Source organism: Pseudomonas sp. CBZ-4 (assembly GCF_000346755.1).
Lineage (GTDB): Bacteria > Pseudomonadota > Gammaproteobacteria > Pseudomonadales > Pseudomonadaceae > Aquipseudomonas.
The window spans coordinates 68,166-86,195 of the sequence record NZ_ANNV01000175.1 but is presented as its reverse complement, the minus strand read 5'-3'; the positions used below and the strand labels follow the sequence as shown (position 1 = coordinate 86,195).

Annotated in this window: 15 protein-coding genes; 12 read left to right on the top strand and 3 right to left on the bottom strand. The window is 60.7% G+C overall.

Annotated features, from left to right (window positions below; genetic code table 11):
* Positions 1 to 23 precede the first annotated feature (23 nt).
* Positions 24 to 719 (bottom strand): pirin family protein, encoded by a 696-nt coding sequence (locus B348_RS0127795; RefSeq protein ID WP_017739293.1) that lies wholly within the window; start codon positions 717 to 719, stop codon positions 24 to 26.
* A 219-nt stretch (positions 720 to 938) separates the two neighbouring features.
* Here B348_RS0127795 and B348_RS0127790 point away from each other — a divergent pair, with 219 nt between their 5' ends.
* Entirely contained in the window at positions 939 to 3,386 is a 2,448-nt protein-coding gene (locus tag B348_RS0127790) for a UvrD-helicase domain-containing protein (protein WP_017739292.1), read from the top strand.
* 138 nt (positions 3,387 to 3,524) lie between these two features.
* On the opposite strand, the gene B348_RS0127785 is transcribed toward B348_RS0127790, so the two are convergent.
* Positions 3,525 to 3,797: a DUF1652 domain-containing protein gene (locus B348_RS0127785; protein ID WP_017739291.1), complete on the bottom strand. Its 273-nt coding sequence runs from the start codon at positions 3,795 to 3,797 to the stop codon at positions 3,525 to 3,527.
* Between the two features lie 257 nt (positions 3,798 to 4,054).
* Here B348_RS0127785 and B348_RS0127780 point away from each other — a divergent pair, with 257 nt between their 5' ends.
* From B348_RS0127780 to B348_RS0127760, 5 genes are all read left to right on the top strand, one after another.
* Positions 4,055 to 4,864 carry an AraC family transcriptional regulator gene (locus B348_RS0127780; protein WP_017739290.1) on the top strand — a complete coding sequence of 270 codons (810 nt, stop codon included), beginning with the start codon at positions 4,055 to 4,057 and terminating at the stop codon, positions 4,862 to 4,864.
* A 49-nt stretch (positions 4,865 to 4,913) separates the two neighbouring features.
* A complete protein-coding gene (locus B348_RS0127775) occupies positions 4,914 to 6,320 on the top strand; it encodes an FAD-binding oxidoreductase (RefSeq protein WP_026137117.1) in 1,407 nt (468 codons plus the stop codon).
* A gap of 26 nt (positions 6,321 to 6,346) precedes the next feature.
* Positions 6,347 to 6,688, top strand: a complete 342-nt coding sequence (locus tag B348_RS0127770; RefSeq protein WP_017739288.1) for a cupin domain-containing protein — start codon at positions 6,347 to 6,349, stop codon at positions 6,686 to 6,688.
* Positions 6,689 to 6,748: 60 nt separating this feature from the next.
* Positions 6,749 to 7,828 carry a polyamine ABC transporter substrate-binding protein gene (locus B348_RS0127765; RefSeq protein WP_017739287.1) on the top strand — a complete coding sequence of 360 codons (1,080 nt, stop codon included), beginning with the start codon at positions 6,749 to 6,751 and terminating at the stop codon, positions 7,826 to 7,828.
* 301 nt (positions 7,829 to 8,129) lie between these two features.
* Positions 8,130 to 8,600 (top strand): M10 family metallopeptidase C-terminal domain-containing protein, encoded by a 471-nt coding sequence (locus B348_RS0127760; RefSeq protein ID WP_026137116.1) that lies wholly within the window; start codon positions 8,130 to 8,132, stop codon positions 8,598 to 8,600.
* A 657-nt stretch (positions 8,601 to 9,257) separates the two neighbouring features.
* On the opposite strand, the gene B348_RS0127750 is transcribed toward B348_RS0127760, so the two are convergent.
* Complete coding sequence (locus B348_RS0127750; protein ID WP_017739284.1) at positions 9,258 to 10,043, bottom strand: helix-turn-helix transcriptional regulator; 786 nt, start codon at positions 10,041 to 10,043, stop codon at positions 9,258 to 9,260.
* A gap of 199 nt (positions 10,044 to 10,242) precedes the next feature.
* Here B348_RS0127750 and B348_RS0127745 point away from each other — a divergent pair, with 199 nt between their 5' ends.
* The 6 genes from B348_RS0127745 (at position 10,243) to B348_RS0127720 (ending at position 18,028) form a co-directional block, all read left to right on the top strand.
* The gene (locus B348_RS0127745; RefSeq protein ID WP_017739283.1) at positions 10,243 to 11,607 is read left to right on the top strand and encodes an APC family permease; all 1,365 of its coding nucleotides are present in this window, start codon (positions 10,243 to 10,245) and stop codon (positions 11,605 to 11,607) included.
* A gap of 9 nt (positions 11,608 to 11,616) precedes the next feature.
* A complete protein-coding gene (locus B348_RS0127740) occupies positions 11,617 to 12,720 on the top strand; it encodes a P1 family peptidase (protein ID WP_017739282.1) in 1,104 nt (367 codons plus the stop codon).
* A 366-nt stretch (positions 12,721 to 13,086) separates the two neighbouring features.
* Positions 13,087 to 14,520 (top strand): serralysin family metalloprotease, encoded by a 1,434-nt coding sequence (locus B348_RS0127735; RefSeq protein WP_017739281.1) that lies wholly within the window; start codon positions 13,087 to 13,089, stop codon positions 14,518 to 14,520.
* 48 nt (positions 14,521 to 14,568) lie between these two features.
* A complete protein-coding gene (locus B348_RS0127730) occupies positions 14,569 to 14,934 on the top strand; it encodes an AprI/Inh family metalloprotease inhibitor (RefSeq protein WP_017739280.1) in 366 nt (121 codons plus the stop codon).
* A gap of 104 nt (positions 14,935 to 15,038) precedes the next feature.
* Complete coding sequence (locus B348_RS0127725) at positions 15,039 to 16,739, top strand: type I secretion system permease/ATPase (RefSeq protein WP_017739279.1); 1,701 nt, start codon at positions 15,039 to 15,041, stop codon at positions 16,737 to 16,739.
* Positions 16,736 to 18,028: an HlyD family type I secretion periplasmic adaptor subunit gene (locus B348_RS0127720; protein WP_017739278.1), complete on the top strand. Its 1,293-nt coding sequence runs from the start codon at positions 16,736 to 16,738 to the stop codon at positions 18,026 to 18,028. Before B348_RS0127725 ends, B348_RS0127720 begins: the two co-directional genes overlap by 4 nt.
* Positions 18,029 to 18,030 lie beyond the last annotated feature (2 nt).

The window sequence follows — 18,030 nt, the reverse complement described above, 5'->3', positions numbered from 1 at the left end:
GCCCGCTCCCACACTTTTTTGTATCAGGCCAGATCGACCAACACGATTTCACTGTCCTCAATTGCAGTCACCCCCAACACCGCCTCATCCTCAACCGCAACACCATCCCGAGCTTGTGCGCGCAAGCCATTGATTTCAATCACACCCGTCGCCGGTACCAAGTAGGCACGCCGTCCGCTGTCCAGCCGGTATTCCGCGCTTTCCCCGGCCTTCAGATTGGCCGCCACCAAGCGTGCATCTGCACGAATGCGCAGGCTTTGATTGTCTCCGGCCTTGCCGCTGGCCAAGGTCACAAACCCGTCGCGGCCCTCTTGCGGAAACGGCTTGGCGCCCCACGACGGTGGCAGCCCGGCTTCATTCGGGATGATCCAGATCTGGAAAATCTTGGTCGGCGTCGCCTCCAGGTTGTATTCGCTGTGGGCGATCCCGGTGCCCGCGCTCATCACCTGCACGTCACCCGCTTCGGTACGGCCTTTGTTGCCGAGGTTGTCGGCATGGCTGATGGCGCCTTCGCGCACATAGGTGATGATTTCCATGTCACGGTGTGGGTGCTGCGGGAAACCTGTGCCGGGCGCGATGATGTCGTCGTTCCACACCCGCAGGTTGCCCCAGTGCATGCGCTGGGGGTCATGGTATTCGGCAAACGAAAAGTGGTGATGGGCGTCAAGCCAGCCGTGGTGGGCGCCGCCCAGCGTGTTGAAAGGTCGAAGTTCAAGCATGATCGTCTCCTGTGGATGGCGCCTATGATCCAGCAGGGCATGATCGATAAAAAGCGTAAAAACTGCCTGATTCCTATCGATAAAGCAGATCATTTGTTGGGGTTTTGACTTTCACTTCATCGCCTAACTGCATGACCGCAAAGCAATTGGCTGGAACTGCGGGCCAATTCCGGCGACCATGGTGCATTCGCCAAAACCAACCTCATCGCTGGAGTCCGCGTGCCGCAACACACCCCTGATTTGCCCCCAGAACTGCGCCCACTGGCAGACATGCCCCTGTTCAAGCGCCTCGCCGCGCGCCTGTTTGGCCATGGCTTGACGCGCTTGCGCGCCCAGCACCGGTTTTCCTGGTTGCATGGGCAGGCGGATGGTTTTCGCAGCGGGCACGAGGCGGGTGTCGAGTATGGCTACCGCGAAGGCAAGGCCGATGGCATCGAAGAAGGCCGGCAAGTCCTGCTGATTCGAGACTTTCGCCCCGATGAGCACCGTGCGCCCGGCGTTGACGACAGCCTGTTCGACGATTGGCGCCTGCCGCTGACTGCCGAATTGAAGAAGCGCATGAAGGCAGATGTCGCGCGGCTGCTGTCGGCCCATGCCCAGCCGAGTGCGGCGCAATGGAAGATGATTTTCAGCGATACGCCGTCCACCTCGGTGATTGCGGGTGCGGGGGCGGGCAAATCCACCTCGCTGGTACTGCGTATCCTGCTGCTTACTCATTATCTGGGGTTCGAGCTGAGTTCGATGACCGTGGTGACCTTCACCCGTGAGTCGCGCAAAGACTTCATCCACAAGCTCATGGAGATTCTCAGCCTGTGGGGCCAACCCCTTGGCGTCAAAGAGGCCCAGGCGGTGGTGCGCACCTTTCACTCGCGCATCCTGCCGATGGTGCGCAGCCTGCCGGGCTTTGAACGCCTGCAGGCGTTCGAGAATCTCAGTGCCGGCGTTGAAGACGCCGACAGTAACCCGTTTGACCTGCGTATCAACGACGCCCAACGCCAGCAGATGAACGCCTGCTATCACCGACTGCATGGCCAGCACCCGCGATTCCGCGAGCTGATCGCGCCGCTGGCCCGGCATGGGTTGCAGCTCAAGGAGCTGGAGCGGGATCATCCTGACGTGCAAAAACGCATAGCGGTGACCGAGCTGGCGGCCAAGCGCGACGAAGAGCTCTGCGACCTGGTCGAAGACCTGTGGTTTCGTGCAGGCGCCTGGCCGATCAAGGGCATCGAGCCGAACCGCCAGACCGTGGAGATCAATGGCGCGCAGTTCCATTGCCACGGCTATATCCCTGATTTGGATGCGTGGGTGGTGCTGGGCTTCGACTCCCGCGAAAACGCCCAGATCAGCCGGCCCAATGCAAAGTTGTCGGTACGCGCGGAGTGGGCAGTCAAGCGCACCCTGTTTCAAGCTTTCTGTCGTAAACCATTGATATGGTTATACAATTACGAATCGTCCAAGCGTCTTTTAAGCAGCCTCGCCGGTGATGCCAGCGCCGGGCCGGGCTTTGATTACAAGGTCAAGGGCGAGCTGGCTTCAGCGCCGCTGCTGGACTGCTTTGTGGTGGCTGCCGGGTTTATCGAGAACCTCGGGCTGGATGTGCTCACGGCGGTCGGCCAAATGAGCTTTGCCAAGGACGACCCGGACCGATTTTTCTTCGAGGCCCTGAGCATTTTCTGGAAGGCCCTGGAAGATCACCTGCTTGACCAGTCGCCGCCGATCATGACCTACAACCGCATGTTCTCGCTGTTTGGCGAGAACACACCGGAAAACCTCAAGCTGCTCAGCGATCCACTGCTGCGGCCGCTGTCCCACCTGATGATCGACGAATTCCAGGATGTGTCGCCGCAGATCGTCTCGTGGCTTCGCGCCAGCCTGCGGGAGATCCGCAGTCGCGGCCCGGCCATGCACGTCGGGCGCGGGGCGCAGCGCTCTTCGCTGTTGTGTGTGGGCGACGACTGGCAATCGATCTACGGCTGGCGCGGCAGCTCGCCGAAGTACTTCATGGAGTTCAACAAGGAATTCCCGTCGCCTGCAACCACCCGCGTGATGCTCGGTGAGAACTACCGCAGCCACCAGCACATCATCGACGCGGCCGAGCATATCGTGCGCGCCGCGCCCGCGATTCCCGGCAAAAAGGCCAAGGCCAGTGGCGCACCCAAGGCGCTGGTGCCGGTCAAGGTGCTGGCGCGCGATGAGGCAGCGCTGGGGCGGCAGTTGCTGGAACACTACCAGCGCGGCGAAACGGTGCTGATGCTGTATCGAAAAAGTAGCGATAAGTTATTGATTCAAGAGCATATTCAGTCAGTAGTTAATGTGGATTCTAGCTTGCCGTCCCACGCGCGTAGACTCAAGCAACTGACCTATCACAGTGCCAAGGGCCTACAGGCGGATGCGGTGTTTCTGCTTGGTGATTGCCAGCATGTCACCAGCTCGCCTTACAAGAACCAGGTCTACCGCATGGCGGGGCTGGGTAAGGACGGTGACAGCGAGCCGTATGACACTGCGCAAAAGGATGAAGTGTTGCGCCTGGCGTATGTGGGCATTACCCGCGCCGTGAGCCATTGCTATTGGTATGTGGAAAAGTCTGAAGGGCAGGCGGTGAATGTGCCCAAGGCGTCGGAGCGGGTGGACGGCAAGAAAGCGTTTTTTGACGACCAGCGCGCTTAACCCGCCACCACAAAAAAACTGTGGGAGCGGGCTTGCCCGCGATAGCGGTGTATCAGTTGCCATATTCGGTGACTGACACACTGCTATCGCGGGCAAACCCGCTCCCACATTGGATTCTCGTCGCCTGATAGGTTGAGGTCAGGCCCGCAAGGACTGCGGTGGCACAAACGACTCCAGCTCATCCTCCACCGCCTCGATAATCCGCTCCACATCCGCGGCATTCATCACCGTGGCGCAGGGAATGCCGGCAATGGCGATCAACGTCTCGCCGCTGGCGCGGTCGAACAGGCGGGCCACCATACTGCCGGGCGCGTCCATGCTGCCCTCGAAGCCGATTGGATGGAAATGCCAGCGCATCAGCTGGCAGGCGTTGGGGAATGTCACTTTGTTCATGTTGCCTACCTTGTTCATTGAGCGCTTCCTTTTGCTCGCGGCAGGGAACCAGGACCGTCATTGGTCGTGGCCGTGAAGAGCTTAAAAATAGCATTCGCTCGCAGACGCAAGGTGACTATTTGCGCTCCGTTCGGCGGTTGTTTTCCTGAAGTTTGACGTGGGTCATGTCCTACTAGTTGCTGGGCAATATGCCATTAGTCAAAATCGCCAATTGGCCATTGTCGGCACCTGCAAAAGCCGGCAATCTCCACGGTTTACCCGCCGCAGAGCCGCCCATGCCAAACATCGCCGCAGACGATGACTCTCCGCAGACTCAAGCCACCCGCGAATGGGTGCTGCGCCATCACTTGTGCTGGCGGCATCGCGACCTTGATGGGGTGATGTCCTACTACCACCCGGACATCCAGTACCACGATTTCTTCCAGAACCGTGTCATCCGTTACCCCGAGCTGCGCGAGTACCTGCAAGCCAGCATGCCGCGTGCGGCGGACGAGGCGATTGAACACACCGACCGCATCCGCGCCGATGGCGACACGGCCTTTATCCAATACCGCATCACCTTGCGCGGTGGCCATGGCCTGGTGTCATTTCGCACCAGTGAAGCGATCACGGTGCGCGATGGGTTGATCTGGCGGGTCAATGAATACGCGTCCCTGGTGCACGAACAGCCCGCCCAGGCGATGCGCCCCACGGTCAGTCGCCTGGGTTTGTCGCCCCAGCAACTGGGGCATATGGCCAATGACTTGCAGCAATACTTCGAGCGCAAGCAACCCTATCTGGACCCCGAGCTGGATCTACAGCGGGTGTCCAAGGAATGCGGCTACAGCAGGAATCAGATCTCCTACCTGCTGAACCAGGTGCTGGGGCAAAGCTTCTACCGCTACGTCAACCAGGCGCGGCTCCAGCATCTGCTCGCGGCACTGGACAGCGCCACGCCCCCCATCAAGGTCGATGACCTCGCGTTCGCCGCCGGTTTCAATTCGTTGTCGGCGTTCTACAGTGCATTTCGCCAGCACACGGGCCAGTCACCCAAGGCCTACGTCAAACAAATTTCCCTGCGTGCACGCGCGCAAGACATGCCTTAGCACCGCGCTCTAGGATCAGCCCTATCGAAACGAGGTAGGGGAAGCGGGCATGCCAGCATGGCGCAAGATCAGTTTATGGATGGACCAGCTGGACGACCCGCTGGTGGCGCGGCCATCCCTGGAGCACGACCTGGACGTCAATGTGGCCATCATCGGCGCCGGCTACACCGGGCTGTGGACCGCGTACTACCTGAAACGCCAGGCGCCTGAGCTGAATATCGCCATTATCGAGGCGCAAACCGCCGGCTTTGGCGCGTCCGGCCGCAACGGCGGCTGGCTGATGGGCAACCTGCTGGGCGAAGATCGTTTGCTGGCAGGCCTGGCGCCCGCAGCACGGCGCGCTGCTTTTGACCTGTTGCACGCCATCCCGGATGAAGTCGCCCAGGTCCTGGCCCGCGAAGGCATCGACTGCGATTACCGTAAAGGCGGCGCCCTGTACTGCGCCGCGCGTTACCCCGAGCAGGAAGGCAGCCTGCGCCGTTATCTGGACAAACTCTACGCCCAGGGCCTCACGGAGTCCGACTACCGCTGGCTTGGCCCACAGCAACTCGCCGAACAGATCCGCATTGCCAAGCCCTATGGGGGTATCTATGCACCCCACGTTGCGACGATCAACCCGGCCAAGCTGGTGCGCGGCCTGGCGCGGGTGGTTGAACGCATGGGCGTGCAGATTTACGAAAACAGCCCGGTCACCCACTGGCAATCCGGCAGCGTGCGCACGGCCAAGGCCGGCGTGCGCGCTGCCTGGGTGGTGCCGGCCGTCGAGGGTTATGCCAATACCTTGCCGCCCCTGGGGCGTTATCAATTGCCGGTGCAAAGCCTGATCGTCGCCACCGAGCCGCTGCCCGCCAGCACCTGGGACGAAATCGGCTTGAGCCACGGCCAGGCGTTTGGCGAAAGCAGCCGCCAGGTCACCTATGGCCAGCGTACGGCCGACAATCGCCTGGTGTTCGGCGCCCGTGGCGGCTATCAGTTCGCCGGCAAACTGCGCCACAACTTCGACTTGACTGACAGCGAGGTGGAGCTGCGTCGCTACCTGTTTGGTGAGCTTTTCCCACAGCTCAAGAACGTGCGGATTACCCATTCCTGGGGCGGCAACCTCGGCATGTCGCGCAATTTCCGACCGCACATGCTCTGCGACCACAAGACCGGCATCGCGCTGTCCGGTGGTTATGGCGGGGAGGGCGTCGGCGCCACCCACCTGGGCGGGCGCACCCTGGCCGACCTGATCCTCGGCCACGACACGCCGCTGGTCCAGCAACCCTGGGTGATCCGCGAGCGTGGCCTCGACGCGCTCAAGGCCTGGGAGCCCGAGCCGTGCCGCTGGCTGGGTTACAACGCGATCATTCGCAGTTTTGTCCATGAAGACCAGGTGCTGGCCAACCCCAACAGCGCCCCTTGGCGCCGCACGTTGGCGAGCGGCGTGGCGGGTTTCATGGAAGGTTTCATGCACTAAACCGTTCCACTCACACGGGAAAACCCATGAGCATCACTCAATTCAAAGACACGCTGAACGCCCACCTGCCGGACTCGTCGCCAGTGGCCGTGCCCCTGGGCGAGCCCATCGCCGTGGCCTCGACTCTGAGCGTCGAACGCAACGACGGCGTCGAAACCGGCATCTGGGAATGCACCCCGGGTCGCTGGCGGCGGCAGATCAAATCCCAGGAGTTTTGCCATTTCATCCAGGGTCGCTGCACCTTCACCCCCGACAACGGCGACGTCGTCCACATAGAAGCTGGCGATGCACTGATGTTGCCGGCCAACAGCACCGGTATCTGGGATATCCAGGACACCGTGCGCAAGACCTACGTATTGATTCTGTAACGCTTTGATCCTTGATCCCCTGCCATAAAAACAGCCCTAAAACCGCCAGGAAATCGAACCATGAAAGCCATTGCCCTGTTGCCCTTGATGTTGGTGGCCTCTATCAGCCAGGCCGCCGAGACGGTGAAGATCTACAACTGGTCCAGCTACATCGCGCCGGACACCACCAAGAACTTCCAGAAACAGACCGGAATCGGTTTCAGCTACGACGTGTATGACAGCAACGAAACCCTCGACGGCAAGCTGATGACGGGCAACTCCGGGTATGACGTGGTGTTTCCATCCAACCACTTCATGGCACGGCAGATCCAGGGCGGCGCCTTGAAAAAACTCGACAAGAGTCAGTTGCCCAACTGGAAAAACCTCAACCCGGTGCTGCTCAAGGCCCTGGAAAACAACGACCCGGGCAATGCCCACGGTTTCCCGTACCTGTGGGGCAGCACCGGCATCGGCTACAACATCGACAAGGTCAAGGCCGTGTTGGGCGACAACGCCCCGGTGGACTCCTGGGACCTGATCTTCAAGCCCGAGTACATGGAGAAACTCAGCAAATGTGGCGTGGCCATCCTCGACAACGGCCCGGAATTGCTGCCGATTGCCCTCAACTACCTCGGCTTGCCGCCGCACAGCAAGAACCCCGAGGACTACAAAAAAGCCGAAGCGCTGCTGATGAAAGTACGGCCCTACGTGGCTTACTTTCACTCCTCGAAATACACCGGCGACCTGGCCAACGGCGATATCTGCGTGGCCGTCGGTTTCTCCGGCGACGTGCTGCAGGCTGAAAGCCGCGCCAAGGAAGCCAAGAACGGCGTGAAGATCGGCTACCAGATCCCCAAGGAAGGCGCCGCCATCTGGTTTGACATGGTGGCCATGCCCGCCGACGCCCCGGATGAGAAGGCTGGTTATGCGTTCATGAACTACCTGCTGGAGCCCAAGGTGATGGCCGACATCACCAACTCGGTGCACTACGCCAACGGCAACAGTGCGGCTGACAGCCTGGTGGAGCCTGAGATCAAGGCCGATACCAAGATCTACCCGAGCGAAGAAATGATGGGCAAGTTGTTTGCGTTGGAGGCGATGCCGTTGAATATCGACCGGATTCGGACGCGGGTGTGGAACACCATCCGAATGGGGCGTTAAGAGCGCTATGCCAAATTGACCGTATTTTGTTGCAGCAAAATGTTGCTGGCTAACAGGAAGTGGCCAGCAATCATGTCATGAAAAACATGTTGCAATTTTATGCGTTGGACAGTCAAAGGTCGGCACTTAGTGGCTTTGCGCATTTGTGGGAATATATTTGATTTTGTCTCTCGGGGATGTTGTAACTTTCTGGAAATAGGTTGTTAAGAAGGCCGGGTGGAAATCGATGTCTTTGCCGTGAGAAGTTTCTCTACGCAACATCTGTCTCCTCTAACCTACACATTTTTCGAAAGGTAACACTATGTCCTCAGTACAAAGTCTTCCGCCAGCCAATAATTGGACTCACCCTGAAAACAGCCTTCCCGTGCTGCGGGGCACTGACGATCGTGAGCGGCTGGAAGCCAACCCCGGCCAGGACTCGGTCCTTATTGGCGGCGGCGCTGGTGACCAGCTGGTGGGCGCAAAAGGCGCCAATACGTTCAAGTATGAAAAGGCCAGCGATTCTCTGAGTGATGACCCGGATACGATCTTCAACTTCAATCCGAAACAAGACGAGATTGACCTGTCCGAAGCACTCAAGGAAAACGGTATAACCGCTATACATATTCAAGATGAAGCGCCGAAGGAAGTCGGGGATGTGCAAATCACCCACAACCCGTTTGGTGTCAGCACGCTGACGATGAAACTGACGCCTGAGGGGCCGCTATTTTCTATTCGCGTCGACAACGTAAAGTTGCTGCCTGAGCATATAAAGTTCTATGGTGATAACTAAGGGTGGGTTCAAGGACTTTCCAGATCATGCCCCGCGACATCGACTATAGCTTATTTGGCGATCAAAACCGCCGGTTTTAAGGTGTCATTTCTGACAGGTTTTTTTTGCGTTGCGTGCTGATTCAATACAGGCGCAGCACTCAAACAAACCAAGGGGAAACAGATATGGGAAATCCAGCGTGGACGCACCTGAAACCGGCGCAGGGTAAGCAAGCAGCCGACTACATAACGGGCACAGTGAAAGAGGGCAATGAGAGCAGGCCATTCTCAGCGGACGTCGTGATATTTGAGGACTCTGTACGTTTCGAATTTGCAGGTGAGCAATACCATTCGCAACCGCAAGACCCAGCTAATGCAACGGGGGTTCTCGTGACATTCTTGAGGACAAGTCCACCCGATGGCACCTACCATGTGGGGCAGCCTCCGTTTGACCGTGCGGTAATTCTTACCCCTGGCGACTGCCTCCACTTTGTTCAGTCGGGGTCTATCACCGTCTTGAATAACCCCAAGACGAAGGCGGTTTCGGGTCACATGCATTTTTTCGCGGGAAATGTAGAAATTGATGCGCAGTACAACGTGTCGCGTTAAGCCTTGTGAAGGCTGCCACCTACCGAAAGAGTGCCACTGGCTCTGTCGGCTGGTGGCTTCTATACCGCGATCATGGGTGTTCCAGATCATGCCCCAACGACTGGATAAACAACGAAAACAACTCCGGCTGTGACGAGATATCCAGCTTCGCGTACAAATGTCGCCGGTGCACCTTCACGGTGTCCGGCGAAATATTCAGGCGCTCGGCCATGGCCTTGGACGAGAACCCGCGCAGTACCAGGCGGGCGATTTCCAGTTCGCGCTCCGAGAGCACGCCGCAACCGAAGTGGCTCAACGCATCGCGGATCTGGCTGTCCATGGCCGGTGCGCGTTGGGTGCTTTGTTGCCAATGCTGCTGCATCAGCGGCAACACCCAGGCGGCCACCATCGTCAGCAGTCCCGTCTCTTCATCGCTGAACCGCCGCTGCATGCCCAATGACAGAGACAAGGTCCCGGCCCCCGGCACTTGCAGAATGAACTGCACCTCGTCTTCCAGCACGTTGTCGTGGAAGTAGTTGAGGAAGTACTCACTCTGGCGAAAATGGTCCGGCGCCACTTCCTCCAGGCGGTACACACCGCTGCTGAAACCCTCGCGGCAGGCTTGGAAAAACGGGTCGAGCAGATACAAACCATTGAGGTAGACCAGCATCGACGCAGGTTTGCTGGTGGGTTGCGCGTCGTATTCCTCCAGCGCCAGGGGTGGGCCATCGGTGGGGTAGAAGATCGCCAACGCGTTATCGAATGGCAGGCATTGTTGCAGCAACAGCACCAGCTGTTTCCAGAACCGCTCGGTGCCGATGTGCGCGACCGTGCGGCCCAGGCCCGCGTGCAGGCCGATTTCCCTGAACAGGCTCATAGCGCAGGCTCCCGTGGAAAAAAGATCGGCCAAGATTTCGGCTTTTGCCGGGCGACGTCAAGGGGAGTACTCCAATAGGGGAATTGGCTGGCAGCGGCCCAGGGGATAACGTCGTTTTCATTCAACGGGAAACATATCCCGACAAGGCTTCATTTTTCGTTTCTGCCTCACACCAAAAACAACAGCAGAGGATAACGATATGAGTGCTTCTCCCGCGCCAGACGGCGTGCTTAAACCCACGCTGAGTGTGTTCGATGTGGTGGCCATCCCGGTTTCCGCCGTTACGCCCGCCAGTTCCGTGTTTGTCATCGCGCCGTTTGCCATCCAACAGGCCGGCAGCGGCGTGTTCCTGGCGTTTGTGATGGCCGGGTTGCTCGCGTTGATGTTTGCCTTTTGCTACGCCGAACTGGGCCGCGCCCACAACAGCGCGGGCGGCGAATATGTGTACGCCAAGCGGGTGTTCGGCGGCATGGCCGGTTATGCGACGTTCTTGACGGTGTTGGTGATGCTGCTGTTTATCCCGCCGGTATTGGCCACCGGCGCGGCGACGTACCTGAACAACGCGCTGGGCACAAAATTCGACTCACAAACCGTCGCCCTCGTCATTGTGGTGTGCAGTTACGCCCTGGCCATCCTCAATATCAAGCTCAACGCCTGGATCACCGGCACCTGCCTGTTGTTGGAAATCGCCGCATTGCTGGTGATCGTGTTTCTCGGTTTCGGCAACCCTGTGCAGCCGGTCAGCGTGCTGTTCCAGCCGCAGATCGTCGAAAACGGCGTGTTGCACCTGGCGCCATGGGCCTTGGTGATCGGTGCGGTGGGGATTGGCCTGTTCTCGTTCAATGGCTACGGCCCGGCGGTGTTGCTGGCCGAAGACATGAAGTGCGGCGGCAAGGGCGTGCACAAGGCGGTGTTGTGGTCGCTGGGGTTGGTGGTGGTAATCGAACTGGTGCCCATCACCGCGCTGTTGATCGGCGCACCGTCCCTGAGTGCGATGATCAGCAGCCCGGACCCCATCGGTTACCTGCTGACCAGCCATGGCAATGAAACCCTGTCGCGGCTGGTCAGTGCGGGGATTTTTCTGTCGGTGTTCAATGCCATCGTCGCCATCGTCATCCAGATCGGCCGCGTGGTGTTCAGCAGTGGCCGTGACGCGCTGTGGACGCCACGTATCAATACCCTGTTTACGCGTATTCACCCGCGCTGGGATTCGCCGTGGCTGGCGACGCTGTTCCTGGCGGTGCCTTCGGCGCTGCTCAGTTTCAGCTCCAACCTCGCTGACCTCACTTCGTTCACCGTATTGTTGATCATGCTGGTGTACCTGGTGGTGGCGTTGAGCGCCTTGATGAGCCGGGTGTGGCTGCGCGATCGCGAGCATCCGTATCGCATGCCGCTGTGGCCATTGCCGGCCTTGCTGGCGGTACTGGGTGCCGGGTATCTGCTGGCGACCCTGGTGGCTGCGGCCTCCGTGCGCGACGTGATGATCATCGCCGGCTTGCTGGCGGTGTCGGTGATTTTCTATTGCATCAGTGGCCGGTCGAGTCCGGCTTACCAGAAATTGTAAGGAGTGGTTATGCGAGCACGTGAACTGGGTATCACCTTGGGGCTGGGCACCCCCGGCGCGCTGAATGCCATCACCGACGTACCGGGCGTGCGGGTCGGCCACAGCACGCTCAAGACCCGCATCCATGGCAAACAGGTGCGCACCGGCGTCAGCGTGGTGCAGCCACGCGCCGGCGAGGCGCGGCAACAGCCGTGTTTTGCCGGGTATCACGTGCTCAATGGCAACGGCGATGCCACGGGCCTTGAGTGGATCAGCGAAGCGGGGTTGCTGACCACGCCGCTGGCCATCACCAACACCCACAGCATCGGCATGGTGCGCGACACCCTGATCGCCCTGGAGCGCGAGCGCCTGGCGGACCCGGCGGTGTATTGGTGCATGCCGGTGGTGATGGAGACCTACGACGGCCTGCTCAACGATATCTGGGGCCAGCACGTCGGGCCTGAGCATGTGCGCGAAGCGCTGGAGAGCGCCGAATCCGGCCCGGTGCAGGAAGGCGCCGTGGGCGGCGGCACCGGGATGATCTGCCATGAGTTCAAGGGCGGCATCGGCACCGCGTCGCGGTGCTTGTCGGCGGAGCAGGGCGGCTGGACCGTCGGCGTGCTGGTGCAGGCCAACCACGGCAAGCGCCAGGAGCTGCGGGTCGATGGCTACCCGGTGGGCCGCCAGCTGCTGGACATTCCTTCGCCATTCGCCGAGCGGGGCACCCCGGGCATGGGCTCCATCGTGGTGATCATCGCCACCGACGCACCGTTGTTGCCGCACCAATGCACGCGCCTGGCGCAGCGCGCGTCCATCGGCATCGCCCGCACGGGCGGCGGCACCGAGGACTCCAGCGGCGACCTGTTCCTGGCCTTTGCCACCGGCAACCAGGATTTGCCGGCGGCCGATTACGGGCGTAAAGGCCTGCCATTGAGCAGCGCGTTGCAGATGGTCAACAACGACCATATCTCGCCTTTGTTCAGCGCAGCGGCAGAAGCGGTGGAGGAGGCGATCATCAACGCGATCCTCGCCGGCGAAGACATGGACACCGACGACGGCGTGCGCGTCCCGGGCCTGCATGGCGACACGCTGTTGGCGGCATTGCATAAAACCGGCTGGAGTGTGTCCCGGTAATAGGGGGCAACTGCAATTATTAGTGTAACTAGTGGCCGTTTAATGTCGCGAATGACACCCTGTCAATATATTGGATCCATTAACTAATGCTGCCGCGCAAGTTGCGCGGCTTTAGCGCTATTTAATATTTAAATAAGGGGGTGTTGTTTTTTGTCGGACAAAACCAAGTCCGCCCAACAAATACGGCACGCAACTTCTTTGCGCAAATTGTTTGCCTGTTTTACCTGCAGGAAAAGATGTAGACGAAAGATTTCAAGTTGTGTCAGTTTTCTTACGCCTTCAAAAGAGGCGAGTGATAGGACGATCTCGCCCGCGGGGTTCCTATCGATCAAAGACTGATGCACTTGCAAACAAGGAAGTACGTTTATGTCAAAAGTTAAAGACAAGGCTATCGTGTCGGCGGCGCAAGCCAGCACCGCTTACTCGCAAATCGATAGCTTCAGCCATCTGTATGACCGTGGTGGCAACCTCACGGTCAATGGCAAACCGTCCTACACCGTCGACCAGGCCGCCACCCAGCTGCTGCGCGACGGCGCGGCCTACCGGGACGTTGACGGCAACGGCAAGATCGATCTGACCTACACCTTCCTGACCTCGGCGTCGTCCAGCACCATGAACAAACATGGCATCTCGGGCTTCAGCCAGTTCAGCGCCCAACAGAAAGCACAGGCCGCGCTGGCCATGCAGTCCTGGGCGGATGTGGCGAACGTCACCTTCACCGAGAAGGCCAGCGGCGGCGACGCCCACATGACCTTCGGCAACTACAGCGGCGGCCAGGACGGCGCGGCGGCGTTCGCTTACCTGCCCGGCACCGGCGCAGGCTACGACGGCACCTCGTGGTACCTGACCAACAGCAGCTACACGCCGAACAAGACCCCGGACCTGAACAACTATGGCCGGCAGACCCTGACCCACGAAATCGGCCACACCCTGGGTCTGGCCCACCCCGGCGACTACAACGCCGGCGAAGGCGCACCGACCTACAACGACGCGTCCTATGGACAGGACACGCGCGGCTACAGCGTCATGAGCTACTGGAGCGAAAGCAACACCCACCAGAACTTCAGTAAAGGCGGGGTCGAAGCCTACGCGTCCGGGCCGCTGATCGATGACATTGCCGCGATCCAGAAGCTCTACGGCGCCAACTACAACACCCGTGCCGGCGACACCACGTACGGGTTCAACTCCAACACCGGGCGCGACTTCCTCAGCGCCACGTCCAATGCCGACAAGCTGGTGTTCTCGGTGTGGGACGGCGGTGGCAACGACACCCTGGACTTCTCCGGTTTTACCCAAAACCAGAAGATCAACCTCAATGAAGCCTCGTTCTCCGACGTTGGCGGCCTGGTGGGCAACGTGTCCATCGCCAAGGGCGTCACCGTGGAGAATGCCTTCGGTGGCGCCGGCAACGACCTGATCATCGGCAACAACGCGGCCAACCTGATCAAGGGCGGTGCTGGCAACGACATCATCTACGGCGGCGGCGGGGCCGACCAACTGTGGGGCGGCGCGGGCAACGACACCTTTGTGTTCGGTGCCAGTTCCGATTCCAAGCCTGGGGCGGCGGACAAGATCTTTGACTTCACCTCCGGTTCGGACAAGATCGACCTCAGTGGCATCACCAAAGGCGCAGGCCTGACGTTCGTCAATGCGTTCACCGGGCACGCCGGTGACGCAGTATTGACCTACGCCTCAGGCACCAACCTGGGCACCTTGGCGGTAGACTTCTCTGGGCACGGCGTGGCGGATTTCCTCGTCACCACCGTGGGCCAGGCCGCCGTCGGCGACATCGTGGTGTGATGTAGCAGCGCGGCGTTTCGGCGCCGCGTTTCCCGATGGAGCGTGAAGATGCAGCGTTTTACCCACTTTATCGCCTGCGTGGTGCAGGTCATGTTCATCTCGGCAGGAGCCCCCGTTATGGCGAGTAGCCTCGTTTTACCCAGCAGCGCCCAACTGGCCGGGCACTGGCAACTGCACCAGCAGGACCACGTGTGTGCCCTGGACCTGTTGGCACCCAACGCCGTGCGTGGCGACGTCGTGTGCGCCGAGCAGTGGCTGGGCGACACCCCCAAGACCTGGCTGCCGACGCCGGACGGCATCTGGCTGATGAATGCCGACGGCACGGGCATTACCCATTTGAATCGGCAGAAAAACGGTGAATATAAAGGTCGCACACTCTCCGGTGCGGAAGTGATATTGCAACGCATGCCTTAGTTGTCGGTTATAAGCCTATAACTTGATTTTATTAGTTGCTCGCTCCGTTATTCGGGGTGCGGGTAACTATTGCGCGCTATTTGGTTCAAGGAAGATCGCAAGCTATGGCCACGCCGCCTTTATTCAAAGCGCTGGGCGAATACAAGAGTGTCTTGCTCAGCGTTGGCTGTTTCACGGCATTGATTAACCTGCTGATGCTGGTGCCGTCGATCTACATGCTGCAAGTGTATGACCGCGTGCTGTCCTCCCAGAATGAAACCACCCTGGTGATGTTGACGCTGATGGTCGTCGGTTTCTTTGTGTTTATTGGCACGCTGGAGGCGATTCGCAGCTTTATCGTGATCCGCATCGGCAGCCAGTTGGAGCGGCGTTTCAACCTGCGCGTCTACAAGGCCGCGTTCGAACGCAACCTGCAGCGCGGCCAGGGGCATGCCGGGCAGTCGCTGGGGGATTTGACCCATATCCGCCAGTTCATCACCGGGCCGGCGCTGTTCGCGTTTTTTGATGCGCCGTGGTTTCCCATCTACCTGCTGGTGATCTTCCTGTTCAACGTCTGGCTCGGCGTGCTGGCCACGGCCGGCGCACTGCTGCTGATCGGCCTGGCGTGCCTCAACGAATACCTGACGAAAAAACCCTTGGGCGAAGCCAGCGGTTACTCGCAGCAATCCACCCAACTGGCCACCAGCCATTTGCACAATGCCGAGACCATCCAGGCCATGGGCATGCTCGGTGCCTTGCGTCAGCGGTGGTTTGCCGTGCATTCGCAGTTTCTCGGCTTGCAGAACCGGGCCAGCGACACCGGCTCGGTAATCACCGCCCTGAGCAAATCCCTGCGGCTGTGCCTGCAATCCCTGGTGCTGGGCCTGGGCGCGCTGCTGGTGATCAAAGGCGAGATGACCGCCGGCATGATGATTGCCGGTTCGATCCTGATGGGCCGCGTGCTCAGCCCCATCGATCAATTGATTGCGGTGTGGAAACAGTGGAGTTCGGCCAAATTGGCCTATCAGCGTCTGGACGCGTTGCTGCGCGAGAGCCCCGAAGCCGTCGAGCCGATGAAATTGCCGGCGCCCAAGGGCCAGGTCAGTTTCGAGCAGGTCAGCGCAGGCCCACCGGGGCGGCGGGTGACGACCCTGCATCACGTCAGTTTCGACCTCGGCGCGGGTGAGGTGCTCGGTGTGCTCGGCGCCTCGGGCTCGGGTAAATCCACCCTGGCCCGCGTGCTGGTGGGCGTATGGCCGACCCTGGCCGGCACCGTGCGCCTGGACGGTGCGGATATCCATCGCTGGGACCGCGACGACCTCGGCCCGCACATCGGCTACCTGCCCCAGGACATCGAACTGTTCAGCGGCAGCATCGCCGACAACATCGCGCGGTTTCGCGAGGCCGACCCGCAGCTTGTGGTGCAGGCCGCGCAGCAAGCCGGGGTGCATGAGCTGATCCTGCGCCTGCCCCAAGGCTACGACACGCTGCTGGGTGACAACGGCGGCGGCTTGTCTGGCGGGCAGAAACAACGGGTGGCCCTGGCCCGCGCGCTGTACGGCGGGCCCCGGTTGATCGTGCTGGATGAGCCCAACTCGAACCTCGATACCCAGGGCGAAGCCGCGCTGGCCAGCGCCATCGCGCAGATGAAAGCCCAGGGCAGCAGCGTGGTGCTGGTCACCCATCGTTCGGCGGCGTTGGCCCAGGCCGACAAGCTGCTGGTGCTCAACGAGGGCCAGTTGCAAGTGTTCGGCCCCAGCCAGGAAGTGCTGCGGGCCTTGTCCGGGCAGCGCGAACAACCGCCTCAACAGAGGATGCCAGCATGACTCACGTAGAACACGACGCGCGTTTTTTTGTGCGCATGGGCTGGCTGCTGACCGTGCTCGGTGCCGGTGGATTTTTCCTCTGGGCCAGCCTGGCGCCGCTGGACCAAGGCATTCCGGTGCAAGGCACGGTGGTGGTGTCGGGCAAGCGCAAGGCCGTGCAAACCCTCAGCCCGGGCGTGGTCAGCGGGATTCTGGTGCGTGAAGGCGAAGCCGTTAAACAGGGCCAGCCGCTGTTTCGCCTCGACCAGACCCAGCACCAGGCCGACGTGCAATCGCTGCAAGCGCAGTACCGCATGGCCTGGGCCAGTGTGGCGCGCTGGCAGAGCGAGCGTGACAACCGCGCCGCCATCACCTTTCCCGCTGAGCTGAGCGGCGATGCCGACCCGGCCCTGGCCCTGGTCCTGGAAGGCCAACGCCAACTGTTCAGCAGCCGCCGCGAAGCCTTTGCCCGTGAACAGGCCGGGATCCGCGCGAACATCGACGGCGCCACCGCGCAACTCGGCGGCATGCGCCGGGCGCGCAGCGACCTCACGGCCCAGGCCCAATCCCTGCGCGATCAACTGGGCAACCTGCAACCGTTGGCCGACAACGGCTACATCCCGCGCAACCGCCTGCTGGAGTACCAGCGCCAACTGTCCCAGGTGCAGCAGGACCTGGCGCAGAACACCGGCGAAAGCGGGCGAGTGGAGCAGGGCATCCTCGAATCGCGTCTGAAACTTCAGCAGCACAGCGAGGAATACCAGAAGGAAGTGCGCAGCCAACTGGCCGATGCACAACTGCGCAGCCTGACCCTGGAACAGCAACTGACTTCGGCCGGCTTCGACCTGCAACACAGCCAGATCAACGCGCCGGCCGACGGCATTGCGGTCAACCTCAGCGTGCACACGGTGGGCGCGGTGGTGCGCGCCGGAGAAACCCTGCTGGAAATCGTGCCCCAGGGCACGCGCCTGGAAGTCGAAGGGCGCCTGCCCGTGCATCTGGTGGACAAGGTCGGCACCCAACTGCCGGTGGACATCCTCTTCACCGCCTTCAACCAGAGCCGCACGCCACGGGTGCCGGGGCAGGTCAGCCTGATCTCGGCCGACCAGATGCTCGATGAAAAGACCGGCGCGCCGTACTACGTGCTGCGCACCACGGTCAGCGACATCGCGCTGGAGAAACTCCACGGCCTGGTGATCAAGCCCGGCATGCCCGCCGAGATGTTTGTGCGCACCGGCGAGCGTTCGTTGCTCAATTATCTGTTCAAGCCGCTGCTGGATCGCGCCGGCTCCGCGCTGACCGAGGAATAAGC

Excerpts from the sequence above, each read along its gene's own strand:
- B348_RS0127770 (WP_017739288.1), top strand. The coding sequence starts at position 6,347 with ATGAGCATCACTCAATTCAAAGACACGCTGAACGCCCACCTGCCGGAC.
- B348_RS0127725 (WP_017739279.1), top strand. The coding sequence starts at position 15,039 with ATGGCCACGCCGCCTTTATTCAAAGCGCTGGGCGAATACAAGAGTGTC.
- B348_RS0127795 (WP_017739293.1), bottom strand. The coding sequence starts at position 719 with ATGCTTGAACTTCGACCTTTCAACACGCTGGGCGGCGCCCACCACGGC.
- B348_RS0127730 (WP_017739280.1), top strand. The coding sequence starts at position 14,569 with ATGCAGCGTTTTACCCACTTTATCGCCTGCGTGGTGCAGGTCATGTTC.
- B348_RS0127780 (WP_017739290.1), top strand. The coding sequence starts at position 4,055 with ATGCCAAACATCGCCGCAGACGATGACTCTCCGCAGACTCAAGCCACC.
- B348_RS0127760 (WP_026137116.1), top strand. The coding sequence starts at position 8,130 with ATGTCCTCAGTACAAAGTCTTCCGCCAGCCAATAATTGGACTCACCCT.
- B348_RS0127740 (WP_017739282.1), top strand. The coding sequence starts at position 11,617 with ATGCGAGCACGTGAACTGGGTATCACCTTGGGGCTGGGCACCCCCGGC.
- B348_RS0127750 (WP_017739284.1), bottom strand. The coding sequence starts at position 10,043 with ATGAGCCTGTTCAGGGAAATCGGCCTGCACGCGGGCCTGGGCCGCACG.
- B348_RS0127720 (WP_017739278.1), top strand. The coding sequence starts at position 16,736 with ATGACTCACGTAGAACACGACGCGCGTTTTTTTGTGCGCATGGGCTGG.
- B348_RS0127765 (WP_017739287.1), top strand. The coding sequence starts at position 6,749 with ATGAAAGCCATTGCCCTGTTGCCCTTGATGTTGGTGGCCTCTATCAGC.
- B348_RS0127775 (WP_026137117.1), top strand. The coding sequence starts at position 4,914 with ATGCCAGCATGGCGCAAGATCAGTTTATGGATGGACCAGCTGGACGAC.
- B348_RS0127735 (WP_017739281.1), top strand. The coding sequence starts at position 13,087 with ATGTCAAAAGTTAAAGACAAGGCTATCGTGTCGGCGGCGCAAGCCAGC.
- B348_RS0127745 (WP_017739283.1), top strand. The coding sequence starts at position 10,243 with ATGAGTGCTTCTCCCGCGCCAGACGGCGTGCTTAAACCCACGCTGAGT.
- B348_RS0127785 (WP_017739291.1), bottom strand. The coding sequence starts at position 3,797 with ATGAACAAGGTAGGCAACATGAACAAAGTGACATTCCCCAACGCCTGC.